The organism is Xanthomonas sp. NCPPB 2922, from assembly GCF_041520885.1.
GTDB classification, from domain to species: domain Bacteria; phylum Pseudomonadota; class Gammaproteobacteria; order Xanthomonadales; family Xanthomonadaceae; genus Xanthomonas; species Xanthomonas campestris.
On sequence record NZ_JBGOFY010000004.1, the window covers coordinates 260,686 to 275,325 of the forward strand.

A 14,640-nucleotide genomic window follows, 5' to 3' on the forward strand; every position below is an offset into this window, starting at 1 on the left:
AACGTACATCGTTCCCGTGTGCGTGACCCATGCGTTTGTCTCCTGCTTTCTCCTTGCGCGCGCTCGTCGCGCAGTCGCTCGCCACGGGCCTGCGGCGTCCCAGTGCGCGCACGCGTGTGCCGCAGCATGCGCCTCGCTTTCAACAGTCTGTGTGGATGGCACTGCGTGCTGATGCGGTGGGCTCCGCGCTGCTGATCGCTCCGCGTACGCGCGCGGCCGCTGCGTTATGGCGAGTCAAAGTGCAGGGCAGTGTCCAGGCATCTGCGTCGCTGCGTTGCGCAATCGCTGCGTCGCAAGGAGCACGCTGATGTGGGAAGCACTTGGCACCGTCCGTGACCTTGGGCGCCTGCAGGAAATTGCCTCCGTCCTGATCCGCTATGGCTTCGGCGATGTGGTGCGGCGGATCGGCCTGGCCGACGTGCTGGAGCGTGCGGGCCGGCTGTTGCACTGGACCAATGCCGAAGGCCGTCTGCGCATGTCCGCGGCCACGCGTGTCCGTCGCGCCTTGGAAGAGCTCGGTCCAACCTTCGTCAAGCTGGGGCAGGTGTTGGCCACGCGCGTGGATCTGTTGCCGCCAGACTGGATCGAGGAACTCAGCGAGCTGCAGAACGCCGTGCCGGCGCTGCCGTTCGCACATATCCGCCCGCAACTGGTGGCCGCGCTGGGAATGGAACCGGAGCAGGTCTTCGCGCGGCTGGATGAAGAGCCACTGGCGGCCGCATCGCTGGCGCAGACGCATCGCGCCTGGCTGGCCGACGGCACCGCGGTGGTGCTCAAGATCCGGCGCCCCGGCATCGGCGACACCATCGATGCCGACCTGCGTCTGCTCGCACGGCTGGCCGAAATCGTCGAAACCCGCGCGCCGGATCTGAAGCGCTATCGCCCCGCCGAAGTGGTGCAGCAGTTCACGCTGTCGCTGCGCCGCGAGCTCGATTTCGCCGCCGAGTGCCGCAATGCCGAGCGCATCGCCGCCAACTTCGCCAACGATCCACAGATCCTCATTCCCGCCGTGCATTGGGAATGGACCTGCGAGTCGCTCAACGTGCAGGACTTCGTCGACGGCATTCCCGGGCGCGATCTGGTTGCTGTGGATGCCGCCGGCCTGGACCGCAAGGCGCTGGCACGCACCGGCGCCGGCATCGTGTTGAAGATGGTGCTGCAGGACGGCTGTTTTCATGCCGATCCGCATCCCGGCAATATTTTCTATCTGCGCGACGGGCGCATCGCGGTCATCGACTTCGGCATGGTCGGGCGCATTTCCGAACAGCGCCGCTTCCAGGTCGCGCAACTGTTGCACGGCATGGTGAGCTACGACGCCGAGTCGGTGATCGACGTGTTGCTGGAATGGGCAGGCACCAGCCTGGACATCGACGAGCCGCGCCTGCAACAGGACATCGGCGCCTTCGTCGATGCCTATCGTGGCGTACCGCTCAAGGAACTGCGCATCGGCGCGATGCTGGGCGATGTCACTGCCATCCTGCGCGATCACGGGCTGACGTTGCCATCGGACCTGGCGCTGATGATCAAGGCCTTCCTCACCCTGGAAGGCATGGGGCGCCAGCTCGACCCGGATTTCGACATGGCCAGCGAAGCGCGCCCCTATCTCGAACGCGTGGTGCTGCAGCGGTACGCGCCCAGCGCGATGCTGCGGCGTGGCCGGCGCACGGTGACCGGGGCGATCGACCTGATCGGCGATCTGCCGCGCGATCTCAAGCGGCTGATCCAGGCCGCGCGTCGCGGCAAGCTGCAGCTGCACGTGGAAACGCGAGCCTTGCGCGAATTCGGCGAGCAGGTCGACCGTGCCGCCAACCGCCTCACCATGGGAATCGTCACCGCCGCATTGGTGATTGGCTCGTCGATCGTGATGAACAGCGTTGGCGGCATTGCCAGCCGCTGGCTGCTGGCACTGGGCGTCAGCGGGTTCATCGGCGCGGCGTTGTGCGGGGTCTGGATCCTGTTCTCGATCTGGCGCAGCCGCCGCTGACGCGGTCCCTGCGGAGGAGCAAGCAATCGCTTGCGCGCACGGTCGTTAGTAGTAATACTACTAACCATGGACCTGACCGATACCCAGCAAGCAATCCTCGCCCTCATCGCCGAGCGGATCGAGACCGATGGCGTGCCGCCCTCGCAGACCGAGATCGCGCGGGCATTCGGCTTCAAGGGCGTGCGCGCCGCGCAATACCATCTGGAAGCGCTGGAGCAGGCCGGCGCCATCCGTCGCGTGCCGGGCCAGGCGCGCGGTATCCGGTTGGCCGGCGCCGCTGCGCACGCCAGGGCCGCCCCTGCAGAGGAGCCGGTTCGCGATGACGTGCTGCGCTTGCCGGTGCTGGGGCGCGTGGCGGCCGGGCTGCCGATCGGCGCCGACATCGGGTCGGACGATTTCGTGGTGCTGGACCGGGTGTTCTTCTCGCCATCGCCGGATTACCTGCTCAAGGTGCAGGGCGATTCGATGCGCGACGAAGGCATCTTCAACGGCGACCTGATCGGCGTGCATCGCACCCGCGACGCCCGCTCGGGGCAGATCGTGGTGGCCCGGATCGACGAAGAGATCACCGTCAAGCTGCTCAAGATCGGCAAGGACCGCATCCGGCTGCTGCCACGCAATCCGGACTACGCGCCGATCGAAGTGCTGCCGGATCAGGATTTCGCCATCGAGGGCCTGTATTGCGGCCTGTTGCGGCCCAACCGTTGAGCACTGCGCCGATGCATGCGCTGGCCGTTTCCCGAGCCGGTAGCGCAGAATTTCCCGCTGCCGCCACCAAGTTGGCCTCCCTAATCTAAGTGTGTCGCAGGCAGTCTCAGTCCGTGCGATACACCGCCGCTACATTAGCCCCATACCGAAATCACTGACGAGGATCACCCAGATGGATGAGAACAAGAAGCGCGCCCTTTCCGCCGCCCTGAGCCAGATCGAAAAGCAATTCGGCAAAGGCTCGGTGATGCGCATGGGCGACCGGGTCATCGAGGCCGTCGAGGTCATCCCGACCGGTTCGCTGATGCTGGACATCGCACTGGGGATTGGCGGCCTGCCGAAGGGCCGCGTGGTCGAGATCTACGGGCCGGAATCCTCGGGCAAGACCACCCTGACCCTGCAGGCCATTGCCGAATGCCAGAAGCTGGGCGGCACCGCGGCCTTCATCGACGCCGAGCATGCGCTGGACCCGATCTATGCCGCCAAGCTGGGCGTCAATGTCGATGACCTGCTGCTGTCGCAGCCGGATACCGGTGAGCAGGCGCTGGAAATCGCCGACATGCTGGTGCGTTCGAGCTCGGTGGACATCGTGGTGATCGACTCGGTTGCCGCGCTGACCCCGAAGGCCGAAATCGAAGGCGAGATGGGCGACCAGCTTCCTGGCCTGCAGGCCCGTTTGATGAGCCAGGCGCTGCGCAAGCTCACCGGCAACATCAAGCGCTCCAACACGCTGGTGGTCTTCATCAACCAGCTGCGCATGAAGATCGGCGTGATGATGCCGGGCCAGAGCCCGGAAGTGACCACCGGCGGCAATGCGCTGAAGTTCTACGCCTCGGTCCGCCTGGACATCCGCCGCATCGGTGCGATCAAGAAGGGTGACGAGATCATCGGCAACCAGACCAAGATCAAGGTGGTCAAGAACAAGCTGGCGCCTCCGTTCAAGCAGGTCATTACCGAGATCCTGTACGGCGAAGGCATCAGCCGCGAGGGTGAGCTGATCGATATGGGCGTGGAAGCCAAGCTGGTCGACAAGGCAGGTGCCTGGTACAGCTACGGCGACGAGCGTATCGGCCAGGGCAAGGACAACGCCCGTGGGTATCTGCGCGACAACCCGCAGGTGGCGATCAAGCTCGAAGCCGAGCTGCGCGAGAAGTTCCAGCCCGCCGAGGCGCCGCGTGAAGCCGGCGAGACCGAGAGCGAGTGAGTTTTCCCTATCGCGGGGACGGCGGAGTCAGTGCCGTCGCTCCTCGCGGTAGTTCTATCGAAAGCCAGGAGGGCGGGCGCCACGGACGGCGCATTTACCTTCGGGACACGTCACGATGAGTGAGCAAACGCCCGCACCGAAGCGGGGACGTCGGTTCAAGGAACAGACGCCGGTCCAACGTGCACTGGGATTACTGGTGCGCCGTGAACATTCCAAAAAAGAGTTGAACCGCAAGTTGCAGGCGCGTGGCATCGAGCCAGAGGCCGCACAGGCCGCCGTTGAGCGGCTCGCAGGCGAGGGCTGGCAGGACGATGTACGCTTTGCTGCCTCGGTGGTCCGTAACCGGGCCAGTTCGGGGTATGGGCCGTTGCACATCCGCGCAGAACTTGGAACCCACGGCCTGGATAGCGACGCGGTCAGTGCAGCGATGGCAACCTTCGAAGGGGACTGGACCGAAAACGCACGCGATCTGATCCGCCGCCGTTTCGGCGAGGATGGGCCGGTTGACTTGGTACAGCGGCGCAAGGCTGCCGACCTGCTGGCGCGGCGCGGCTTCGATGGCAACAGCATTCGGCTGGCAACACGCTTCGACCTTGAGGACTGAGGGCGTCAGGCCTGCTACCCTTCGTGGTTTCAGGTTGTTCCGCTCCTCTGCGCCCACATCTCATGGGGTGACCGGGACCACCGCCCGCCCAATGCCAGCCCATGAACGCACCCGCCAAATTCAGCACTTCCCAGATCCGTAGTGACTTCCTCGCGTTCTTCGAGGGGAAGGGCCACACCATCGTGCCATCCGCGCCGCTGGTGCCGGGCAACGACCCGACCTTGCTGTTCACCAATTCCGGCATGGTCCAGTTCAAGGATGTCTTCCTTGGCGCGGAAAAGCGCAGCTACGTGCGTGCCGCCGACGTGCAGCGCTGCCTGCGTGCCGGTGGCAAGCACAACGATCTGGATTCGGTGGGCTACACCGCGCGCCACCACACCTTCTTCGAGATGCTGGGCAACTGGTCGTTCGGTGATTACTTCAAGAAGGACGCCATTGCCTGGGCGTGGGAGCTGCTGACGCAGGTCTGGAAGCTGCCGGCCGATCGCTTGCTGGTCACGGTGTACCACACCGACGAAGAAGCCTTTGAACTCTGGCGCGACATGATCGGCATCCCGGAAAGCCGCATCGTGCGCATCGGCGACAACAAGGGCGCGCCGTATGCGTCGGACAACTTCTGGCAGATGGCCGACACCGGTCCCTGCGGTCCGTGCACCGAAATCTTCTTCGATCATGGCGATCACATCGCCGGCGGCCCACCGGGTTCGCCCGATGAAGACGGCGACCGCTTCATCGAAATCTGGAACCTGGTGTTCATGCAGTTCGATCGCCAGCCAGACGGCACCTTGGTGCCGTTGCCGGCACCGTGCGTGGATACCGGCATGGGCCTTGAGCGGCTGGCCGCCATCCTGCAGCACGTGCACACCAATTACGAAATCGACGTCTTCCAGGCGCTGATCGGTAAGGCCAGCGCGCTGACCGGCATTGCGGATCTGGAAAACAAGTCGCTGCGGGTGATCGCCGATCACATCCGCGCCTGTTCGTTCCTGATCGTGGATGGCGTGTTGCCATCCAACGAAGGGCGTGGCTATGTGCTGCGCCGGATCATCCGTCGCGCGTTGCGGCATGGCTGGATGCTGGGCGTCCGCCAGCCGTTCTTCAGCAAGATGGTGCCAATGCTGGTCGAGCTGATGGGCGAGGCCTATCCCGAGCTGGTGGTTGCGCAGGAGACCGTGGCACGTGCATTGCTGGCCGAAGAAGAACGGTTTGCCGAGACGCTCGACGCCGGCATGAAGATTTTCGACGACGTGGCGTCGCGCTCGAAGGAGATTATCCCGGGCGCAGATGCGTTCCGTCTTTACGACACCTACGGCTTCCCGGTCGATCTCACCGCCGACATCGCGCGTGAGCGCGGAATGCGCGTGGACATGGAGGGCTTCGAGTTCGCCATGGAGCGTCAGCGCGAAACCGCGCGCGCGGCAGGCAAGTTCGGTGGCGGCGTGGCGCTGCCTGCGGATCTGGTGGCCACCATGGCGCCGACCGTGTTCCTCGGCTATGAAGCCCAGGACGCGGATGCGCTGAAGGTCGTCGCGCTGCTCAAGCAGGGGCGGCCGGTGGACCATGCCGAGGCAGGTGATGAGGTCATCGTGTTCACCGATCGCACGCCGTTCTACGCCGAATCTGGCGGCCAGGTCGGCGACAGCGGTCAGCTCAGCGGCACGGACGTCAGTATTGAGGTCGCCGACACACAAAAGTTCGCCGGCCAATTCCATGGGCATGTCGGACGTATCGCGGAGGGCGCGCTGAAACTTGGCGACGTGCTGTCCGGTGGTATCGATGTGCAGCGTCGTGGCAAGACCATCCTCAACCACTCGGCCACGCATCTGCTGCATGCCGCGTTGCGCGAGGTGCTGGGGACCCACGTGCAGCAAAAGGGCTCGCTGGTGGCGCCGGATCGCCTGCGCTTTGACTTCTCGCATTTCCAGCCGATCACTGCGGAAGAACTTGCAGTGATCGAGCGCAAGGTCAATGCGGAAGTGCGCACCAACCACAGCGTTGAAGTGCACAACATGGCCATGCAGGAGGCCCTGGACTTCGGTGCGATGGCGCTGTTTGGCGAAAAGTATGGCGAGCGCGTGCGCGTGCTCAAGATGGGCGGCTATTCGACCGAACTGTGCGGCGGCACCCATGTCAGCCGCACCGGTGACATCGGCTTGTTCAAGATCACCTCTGAAGGCGGCGTCTCTTCCGGCGTGCGCCGCATCGAAGCGGTGACAGGGCAGGGCGCACTCGACTACGTGGCTGAAGAGGAGCGTCGTCTGGGTGAGGCCGCAAGCCTGCTCGGCGGCAACAGCACCGAGATTGTCGACAAGGTGCGGGCGCTGACCGATCGCCAGAAGCGCCTGGAGCGCGAGCTGGAGTCGCTCAAAGCCAAGCTTGCATCCGGCGCGACCGCCGACCTCGGCGCCAGCGCGGTGGACGTGGCAGGCGTCAAGGTGATTGCGGTGCGCCTTGAGGGATTCGACGCCAAGGCGTTGCGCGAGGCCATGGATCGCCTGAAACAACAATTGGGCGACTCGGTGATCGTGCTGGCCGGCGCTGCAGGCGGCAAGGTCGCCCTGGTGGCCGGCGTGAACGGCAGCCCAACTGGCAGGGTGAAGGCAGGGGAACTCCTTGGCCATATCGCCAGTCAGATCGGGGGCAAGGGCGGTGGCCGTCCGGATCTCGCCCAGGGTGGTGGCGAGGACGGGCCCGCCCTTGCGACTGCGCTCCAAGGCGTGCCCTCCTGGGTCAAGCAACACTTGGGCTGAACACTTGTCCTGCCAAGCCTTGCTGGCTGGCAGGATGTCCCGCTACCATTTCTGGTCTTTATCCCCTTTACCTAGGGCGCGTCTCATTCAGGAGGCCGTCGATGCTGGTGGGATACCCGCCAGTTCCAGGAGATTTGCAAAATGTTGATCCTCACTCGCCGAGTAGGCGAAACCCTGATGATCGGCGACTCGGTCACCGTGACCGTGCTCGGCGTCAAGGGAAATCAGGTGCGCATTGGCATTACCGCGCCTAAGGATGTTGCCGTGCATCGCGAAGAAATCTATCAGCGCATCCAGCGCGGTGACGAGCCGGTTGCGTCCGGTGCGCATCACAACGACGATTGTTCGGACTGATCGATTCAAAAGGGTTTACGTTAGCCCCTCTTACCCGGTATTCTTCGCGGCCTGCCACGAGACACTGCGGCAGGATGCAAAAACTGGAGCGATGCCCGAGCGGCTGAAGGGGCTCCCCTGCTAAGGGAGTATAGGGTCAAAAGCTCTATCGAGGGTTCGAATCCCTCTCGCTCCGCCAGTTAAAAAACACCCGCAAATCCCTGATTTGCGGGTGTTTTCATTTGTGCGTTCGCCAAGTAGAAGATATCGCTCCATCTGCTTCGCACGCTCGGATGCTCCGTGTGGTTGCAGTGGTCAAAGTGATTGTCCAGGCGGACGGCGCTACCCAGCATCACACGTGCAGTGCGATCACTTGCAGGCATGACCCGTCCACTGGCATGCAGTCCCTAAAGCCGCCTCGGCGCTACTTTCAGGTCTATGCAGGCATCTTGGAGTTGCGGATGGCGTGGTGTTGGCTGCTGTTGCCATGCATTGCGGTGCCGGTGTCGAACGGCATCAGCGCGTGCCGGCGTGCAATGCGGCTGTTCGCTGGGCCCTGGGTATGACCACGCATCGCCTGGCCTTGAGCGCAGGGCCGTTCCTTTTGGCTACATCCTGTGCTCGATCAGCTAAACAGCAAACGCAGCATCGTCAGGCGTTGCTTCTGCTGCACTTGCTCGCCGGCTGATATGGCTGAGATGCCTCCAATTGATGATGGTTTCGGTTTCTAGCGAAGGTCGCTCCGGAATTTCGGCACGACAGTCTCTGCCTGCAGATTGAGACTACCGGCGTGGCTGGCATTGATTGGATGCGTTGCGTCGTGGTCGCATCACAGGGTGCCGATGGTGTCTCAACCGCATCCGTGGCACAGCACCGCGTCCGATGATCACGCGATCTATTTCCTTGGCGTCCACGCAACGATAGTGCGATTGCCGCCTGGCGTGGGTGCTTCGTCCTTGGAGCGATTTCATCGCATTGCGAAGAGTGAACTCGCAATGCCAGGGCGGCCTTTGCATGCGCGCAAGCCATGCCGGCCGCCGATGGATAGGAACAACTGATCGATGAGCGCTCGCGAGATAGCGCTACCTAAGCTTCTTCAGTGATGTGGCCGGCCCAGAAGAGCCCGGTTTTCGCCTTAAATCATGCATAAACCTGCCTCCATGCGCGCTTGGAAACGGTCAAGGATTCAATCAGTAAGCCGCTAAAGATGTGACCCACACCACGGAACGTTGGAATGCGCTTGCAGTCGCTTGTTGGACGTCTTACCTCTCTCTGGACCCGAGGGCTGCAGCACAAGGCCACCGCGATGGATCGGGTCATGGCTGTCATCGAGTTCGATCTGGACGGCCGCATCCTGGATGCGAACCACAACTTCCTCGCCTTGATGGGCTATCGACTGGAAGATGTGGTCGGCAAGCACCACCGCATGTTCGTGCACCCGAGCGAGCGCGAGAGCGATGGGTACCGGCAGTTCTGGGACACGCTGCGGCGCGGCGACTTCCATGCCGGGCGCTATTGCCGCCTGGGCGACGGCGGGCGCGAGGTGTGGATCAACGCCTCCTATAACCCGCTGCTGGATCGCTCCGGTAAGCCGTATCGTGTGGTGAAGTACGCCACCGACATCACCGCGCAGGTGCGCCAGACCGCCGATTTCGAAGGCCGCATCGATGCGATCGACAAGGTGATGGCGGTGATCGAGTTTTCGCTGGATGGCACGGTGCTCGATGCCAATGCCAATTTCCTAGAGGTCATGGGCTACCGGCTGGACGAGATCCGTGGTCAGCACCACCGCCTGTTTGTCGAACCGGCGCAGCGGCAGTCGGCCGAATACCGCGTGTTCTGGGAAAAGCTCGGGCGTGGCGAATTCGATGCCGGGCGCTACAAGCGCGTGGGCAGGGACGGGCGTGAGGTCTGGATCCAGGCCTCCTACAACCCGGTGCTGGACGAGCGTGGGCGCCCTTACAAGGTCATCAAGTACGCCACCGACATCACGCGCCAGGTGGTGGAATCCGCCGATGCGGACGGCCGGATCCAGGCGATTGCCAAGGTGATGGGCGTGATCGAGTTCGACCTGGATGGCCGGGTACTGAGCGCCAATGACAACTTTCTGGCGATTCTCGGTTACCGCGCCGACGAGGCGATCGGCAAGCATCACAGCGTGTTCGTCGATGCTGCCTACAGCGCCTCGGAAGACTACCGTCAGTTCTGGGCCAAGCTGGCGCGCGGGCAGTTCGATGCGGGCCGGTATCGGCGCCTGCGCAAGGATGGCAGCACGGCCTGGATCCAGGCCTCCTACAACCCGATCCTGGATGTATCCGGGCGCCCATACAAAGTGGTGAAGTACGCCACCGACGTCACCGACCAGGTGCGCTCGGCCGAGCGTATGCGCGATCTGGTGCGGCAAACCATGGGCATCGCGCAGAACGTGCAGCGCGAGGCGCACCATATTTCGGCAAGCAACCAGGAATTGGTGAGCCGTGCGGCCAGCCAGTCCGATGCCGTGCAGCAGACCTCCACCAGCATCGAGCAGCTGGCCGAGACGGTGCGCGCCAATTCGGAAAACGCCGGCGCTGCGCAACACATGGCCGAAGAGTCAGCCACTGTGGCGCGCAAGGGCGCGCACGTCATTGCCGAGGTCGTGCAAACCACTTCCAGCATTCGCAAGGCGACCGACCGCATCGGCCAGATCATCGAGGTGATCGACGGCATTGCCTTCCAGACCAACATCCTGGCGCTCAACGCGGCGGTGGAAGCCGCGCGTGCAGGCGAGCAGGGCAGGGGCTTTGCCGTGGTGGCGACCGAGGTGCGCAGCCTGGCGCAGCGCTGCAGCGTGTCTGCGCGCGAAATTCGCTCGCTGATCGAAGACGCCACCAATCAGGTGGGCGATGGCTCACGCCTGGCCGAGCAGGCCGGCAAGGTGATGCAGGACATGGTCAGCTCGGTGTTGAAGGTGACCGCGACCGTGGAGCAGATCGCCGCAGCCAGCCAGGTGCAGGCCCAGGACATTTCCACTGCCAACCAAGCGCTGCAGTCGATCGGTGTGCAGGCGCGTGATCAGGCGCAGATGGTCGATGATCTGGCGCGCTCTGCGCGTGTGCTGGAGGCCGATGCGGACGCGCTGTTCGCGCTGGTCAATGGCGACGAGGTCGGTCAGCCGCAGGACGCACCCGCGGTGGATGTGTTGGCACGGCGTGCGTGATGCATGTGGCTAGCATTCTTTGCGGGCGCTGACTGTTTCGCTTGCACGTGGGTTGGAGTGCCGGTTGGTTGGATAAAGCGCGTGTGCTGGAGCAGTGGCAGGCATGCTCGTTCTGCTGATCGACCGGTATGCTCAGTGCGTGGCTAGCGAGTGATGCAACGCGCCGTGTGTGCAGCGCCGCTGGAGTGCTCCGCGTTGGTCGCCGTGTGGCGCGTGTGGTGCGATTTGTCCGTAGTGCGGTGGACCCGGAAGCGCCCACGTTGCAGAGCATGCCTGTGCGAAATGCACGCTTGTACGTCCTGCGGTTTGTGATGTGCCGAGCAGAGTGCTTCTCGAATCGTCGTGCGTTGATTCGGATTGCTTGCATCGCATCAAATCGCGGCGCTTTCATTGCGTTTGGCCCGTGTCGTCGCGTGGCTGACTACTGCAAGAAGCGCAGCCCCTATGGTTCTACTGCCGTTATCGCCGCCAGGCAGCCGAGGCTGCAGCGCAGAGGTGCGGCTACACCCTTGGCATGACACGGTGCCTACGCCACCTGTCATTCAATCAAGCAGGCATGTTCTAACGCCTGCTGCAGTCGAGGCAGCCGATGCCACAACAAAAACCCGCCAGTCGGCGGGTTTTTGCATTACTGGTGCGCAGTCGCAGCGCTCGTGACTCCGATGCATGAAGGCGAGGCACTGCGAACCACTCACTGCGGCAGGTCGAACACCAGCACTTCGGCATCACGGGCATCGGCCAGCACGATCTCCGGTTCGCCCGTCACCTGCAAGGCATCACCGGCCGACAGCACCTGGCCGTTGACGGTCAGGCTGCCGCGCGCCACCTGCACGTAGCCGAGGCGGCCCTGAGCCAGTGGGTGCTGCAGACGGCCTTCGCGATCCAGGATGGTGGCGTACAGGCGCGCATCCTGGTGCAGCTTCAGCGAGCCACCGTCGCCGTTGGGCGAGGCGATCAGGCGCAAGGTGTTGCGCTTGCTGTCGGCGTCGAAATGCTTTTCCTCGTAACTGGGCTCGATGCCGTTGCGCTCGGGCATCACCCAGATCTGCAGGAAGTGCACCGGGTCGCTGGCCGAGTGGTTGAACTCGCTGTGGGTGACGCCGCTGCCGGCGCTCATGCGCTGCACATCGCCGTAATGCAGGACAGAGCCGGTGCCCATGCTGTCCTTGTGCTCCAGTGCGCCGTCCAGCACGTAGGAAATGATCTCCATGTCGCGGTGGGCATGCGTACCGAAGCCTTCGCCCGCCTTTACCTTGTCTTCGTTGATCACGCGCAGCGGGCCGATGCCCATGTGGCGCGGATCGTGGTAGCTGGCGAAGGAGAAGGTATGACGCGAGGACAGCCAGCCGTGCTCGGCGCGGCCACGGGTTTCGCTCTTGCGGACAGTCAACATGGTGCTTCTCCTTGGAAAGATTCGAATGAGGCGGAAGTTGCGTTTTGCTTGCCCGTTCCGTTGATGCGTAGTGTGGAGAGGTGCCCCGGGTAAAAAAAGCGAGTAGATTTGACTGCTATCATCGAAAAAATCGAACAATGAAAATCAGCCTGGATGCGTTGCAGATCCTGGACGCGATCGACCGCCGTGGCTCTTTCACTGCCGCAGCGAAGGTGCTGTTCAAGGTGCCGTCGACGATCTCCTACACGGTCTCCAAGCTGGAGGAGGACCTGGGGGTCCTGTTGTTCGAGCGCGTTGGCCCCAAGGCCACGCCAACGCAGGCCGGCCGCGAGCTGTTGCGTGAGGGGCGGCAATTGCTGCGCGCGGCGCAGGAGCTGGAAGTGCGGGTGCGGCGGGTCGCCTCCGGCTGGGAGTCGGAGTTCGCCATTGGTCTGGACGCGGTCCTGCCGGCGTCATTGCTGCTGCCGCAACTGCTGGACTTCTATCGCATCGCCGACAGCACCCGGTTGCGGGTGGTGAGCGAGTCGCTCTCCGGCAGCTGGGAGGCGTTGCTGGATCGACGCGTGGATCTGGTGGTTGCTGCTGGCGAAGGGCCGAGCGGTGGCGGTTATGTGGCCGAACCGATCGGCTCGCTGCGGTTCGTGTTCGCAGTGGCCGCTACGCACCCGCTGGTGGACGCCGGAGTGCTGGGCGTGGCGGAGCTGGCCGAGCATCGCGCGATCGCGGCAGCGGACTCTGCGCGCCGGCTGCTGCCACGCACGGTGGGGCTGCTCTCCGGCCGCGACGTGCTCACCGTGCCTGACATGCAGACCAAGTTACAGCTGCAGCTGGCTGGGGCCGGCTATGGCTTCCTGCCCGAGCCATACGCGCGCGGCGCACTGCAGGCCGGCGCCCTGCGCGCGCTTGCGGTGGAAACGCACAAGCCCGACGAGACGTTCTACCTAGCGTGGCGTCCGGGCGAGGAGGGCGAGGCGCTGGGCTGGTGGCGGCAGGCGCTGCGCAGTGACGGGTTATTTGCGCGCTGGCTGGAGCAGCTGGCCGAAACGTATCGTTCCGTTGCCGCCGGGCAGCCGGTGGCGTCGCGATAGGCGGATAATGGCCGCTCGCCGTCGCGCCAGGGTGCCGCATGCAAGGCTTGATCGAACAGTACGGATTGGCGCTGGTGTTCGCCAACGTGCTGGCGTTGTCGCTCGGTCTGCCGGTGCCGGCCATGCCGACCCTGGTACTGGTGGGCGCCGGCTATGCCTTGCATGGCGGCAGCGCCGCGTGGAGTGCCGCGCTGGCAGCACTGGCTGTTTCCGTATTCGCCAGCGTGCTGGGCGATCTGGTCTGGTATCTGGCCGGGCGTCGCTTTGGCAATCGCACCTTGCAGTCGCTGTGCCGGCTGTCGCTGTCGCGCGATACCTGCATGAAGAAGACCGAGCGTTTCTTCGGGCGCTGGGGCGTACGCGTGCTGGCGGTGGCCAAGTTCGTGCCTGGCCTGTCGATGGTGTCGGTGCCGATGGCGGGCGCGATGCAGGTGCGGCCAGGAGCATTCCTGCGCTACGACGCATTTGGCGCGTTGCTGTGGGCAGCGGTGGGGCTTGGGTTGGGCGCACTGTTCGCCGATCAGGTGCAGGACGTGCTGCACTTTCTCTCCACTCTGGGCTCGGGCGCCGTGCTGGTGGTGGCGTTGCTGTTGGCCGGTTATGTCGGCTGGCGCTGGTGGCGCCGCCATACGCTGCTGCGCTCGCTGGAGACCGCGCGCATTGCGGTCGAAGAGCTGGTCCCGATGCTCGCCGCAGACGAAGCGATGCGGCCGGCGGTGCTGGATATCCGCGCGCAGGGCTTTCGCGATCTGCAGCCGTACACGATTCCCGGTGCGGTGTTCGCCGATGAGCGCGAGCTGGCGCAGATTCTGGCAACGGTGCCGCGCGATCGCAGCGTGGTGATCTATTGCGCCTGCCCGGATGAAGTGTCCGCCGCCTGGTTGGCTGGGCGCTTGCGCGAGCGCGGGTATCGCGATGTGCGTCCGCTACTGGGTGGGCTGGATGCCTGGCGCGATGCGGGGCATCCGGTGGTGTCACTGGTGCCATTGGCCGCGCTTGCGCCGACCGGCGAAGCAGGCGCGCTGGCCTGACGCACAGTCCACTGGATCTGATAGGCAAAAAAAAACGACCAGCAAGCTGGTCGTTTTTCCAAGAATGGTGCGCCCGGAGAGATTCGAACTCCCGACCGCCTGGTTCGTAGCCAGGTACTCTATCCAACTGAGCTACGGGCGCATGTCTTGTTTGAGTGGTGCAGATCCGCCGCAATGCGATCGAACCTTTGTAACTAAAAAGACAGCGGTTGAAGGCTGTCTTATGTTGTTCTGAAGATGGTGCGCCCGGAGAGATTCGAACTCCCGACCGCCTGGTTCGTAGCCAGGTACTCTATCCAACTGAGCTACGGGCGCCTCGTCAGGAGCGGAATTATGCGGATGCCTG

At 63.9% G+C, this 14,640-nt stretch carries 10 protein-coding genes and 3 tRNA genes; 10 read left to right on the forward strand and 3 right to left on the reverse strand.

All coding sequences use genetic code 11. The features are described 5' to 3' along the window. Positions 1-307: 307 nt before the first annotated feature. The 8 genes from ubiB (at position 308) to ACD584_RS07940 (ending at position 10,782) form a co-directional block, all read left to right on the forward strand. Positions 308-1,984 (forward strand): 2-polyprenylphenol 6-hydroxylase, encoded by a 1,677-nt coding sequence (ubiB, locus tag ACD584_RS07905; RefSeq protein ID WP_011036897.1) that lies wholly within the window; start codon positions 308-310, stop codon positions 1,982-1,984. A 66-nt stretch (positions 1,985-2,050) separates the two neighbouring features. Further along, the gene (gene lexA, locus ACD584_RS07910; protein ID WP_011269877.1) at positions 2,051-2,692 is read left to right on the forward strand and encodes a transcriptional repressor LexA; all 642 of its coding nucleotides are present in this window, start codon (positions 2,051-2,053) and stop codon (positions 2,690-2,692) included. A 172-nt stretch (positions 2,693-2,864) separates the two neighbouring features. Continuing rightward, complete coding sequence (recA, locus tag ACD584_RS07915) at positions 2,865-3,896, forward strand: recombinase RecA (protein ID WP_011036899.1); 1,032 nt, start codon at positions 2,865-2,867, stop codon at positions 3,894-3,896. Between the two features lie 115 nt (positions 3,897-4,011). Next, the gene (gene recX, locus ACD584_RS07920; RefSeq protein WP_076035908.1) at positions 4,012-4,500 is read left to right on the forward strand and encodes a recombination regulator RecX; all 489 of its coding nucleotides are present in this window, start codon (positions 4,012-4,014) and stop codon (positions 4,498-4,500) included. Positions 4,501-4,601: 101 nt separating this feature from the next. Then, entirely contained in the window at positions 4,602-7,250 is a 2,649-nt protein-coding gene (gene alaS / locus ACD584_RS07925; RefSeq protein ID WP_076035907.1) for an alanine--tRNA ligase, read from the forward strand. A 141-nt stretch (positions 7,251-7,391) separates the two neighbouring features. Continuing rightward, on the forward strand, positions 7,392-7,604 hold the full coding sequence (csrA, locus tag ACD584_RS07930; RefSeq protein ID WP_014507494.1) for a carbon storage regulator CsrA: 213 nt from the start codon (positions 7,392-7,394) through the stop codon (positions 7,602-7,604). Positions 7,605-7,689: 85 nt separating this feature from the next. Then, positions 7,690-7,782: transfer RNA gene (locus ACD584_RS07935), tRNA-Ser, on the forward strand. Positions 7,783-8,817: 1,035 nt separating this feature from the next. Next, complete coding sequence (locus tag ACD584_RS07940; RefSeq protein ID WP_076035906.1) at positions 8,818-10,782, forward strand: methyl-accepting chemotaxis protein; 1,965 nt, start codon at positions 8,818-8,820, stop codon at positions 10,780-10,782. A gap of 691 nt (positions 10,783-11,473) precedes the next feature. On the opposite strand, the gene ACD584_RS07945 is transcribed toward ACD584_RS07940, so the two are convergent. Further along, positions 11,474-12,175 (reverse strand): pirin family protein, encoded by a 702-nt coding sequence (locus tag ACD584_RS07945; RefSeq protein ID WP_076035905.1) that lies wholly within the window; start codon positions 12,173-12,175, stop codon positions 11,474-11,476. Between the two features lie 137 nt (positions 12,176-12,312). On the opposite strand from ACD584_RS07945, the gene ACD584_RS07950 reads away from it, so the two are divergent. Together ACD584_RS07950 and ACD584_RS07955 are read left to right on the forward strand one after the other, a co-directional pair. Further along, positions 12,313-13,263 (forward strand): LysR substrate-binding domain-containing protein, encoded by a 951-nt coding sequence (locus tag ACD584_RS07950; protein WP_076035904.1) that lies wholly within the window; start codon positions 12,313-12,315, stop codon positions 13,261-13,263. A gap of 38 nt (positions 13,264-13,301) precedes the next feature. Continuing rightward, positions 13,302-14,294: a DedA family protein/thiosulfate sulfurtransferase GlpE gene (locus tag ACD584_RS07955; RefSeq protein ID WP_076035903.1), complete on the forward strand. Its 993-nt coding sequence runs from the start codon at positions 13,302-13,304 to the stop codon at positions 14,292-14,294. Between the two features lie 65 nt (positions 14,295-14,359). On the opposite strand, the gene ACD584_RS07960 is transcribed toward ACD584_RS07955, so the two are convergent. Both ACD584_RS07960 and ACD584_RS07965 read right to left on the reverse strand, forming a co-directional pair. Next, positions 14,360-14,436: transfer RNA gene (locus tag ACD584_RS07960), tRNA-Arg, on the reverse strand. A gap of 96 nt (positions 14,437-14,532) precedes the next feature. Continuing rightward, positions 14,533-14,609, reverse strand: a tRNA-Arg gene (locus tag ACD584_RS07965). Between the last annotated feature and the right edge of the window lie 31 nt (positions 14,610-14,640).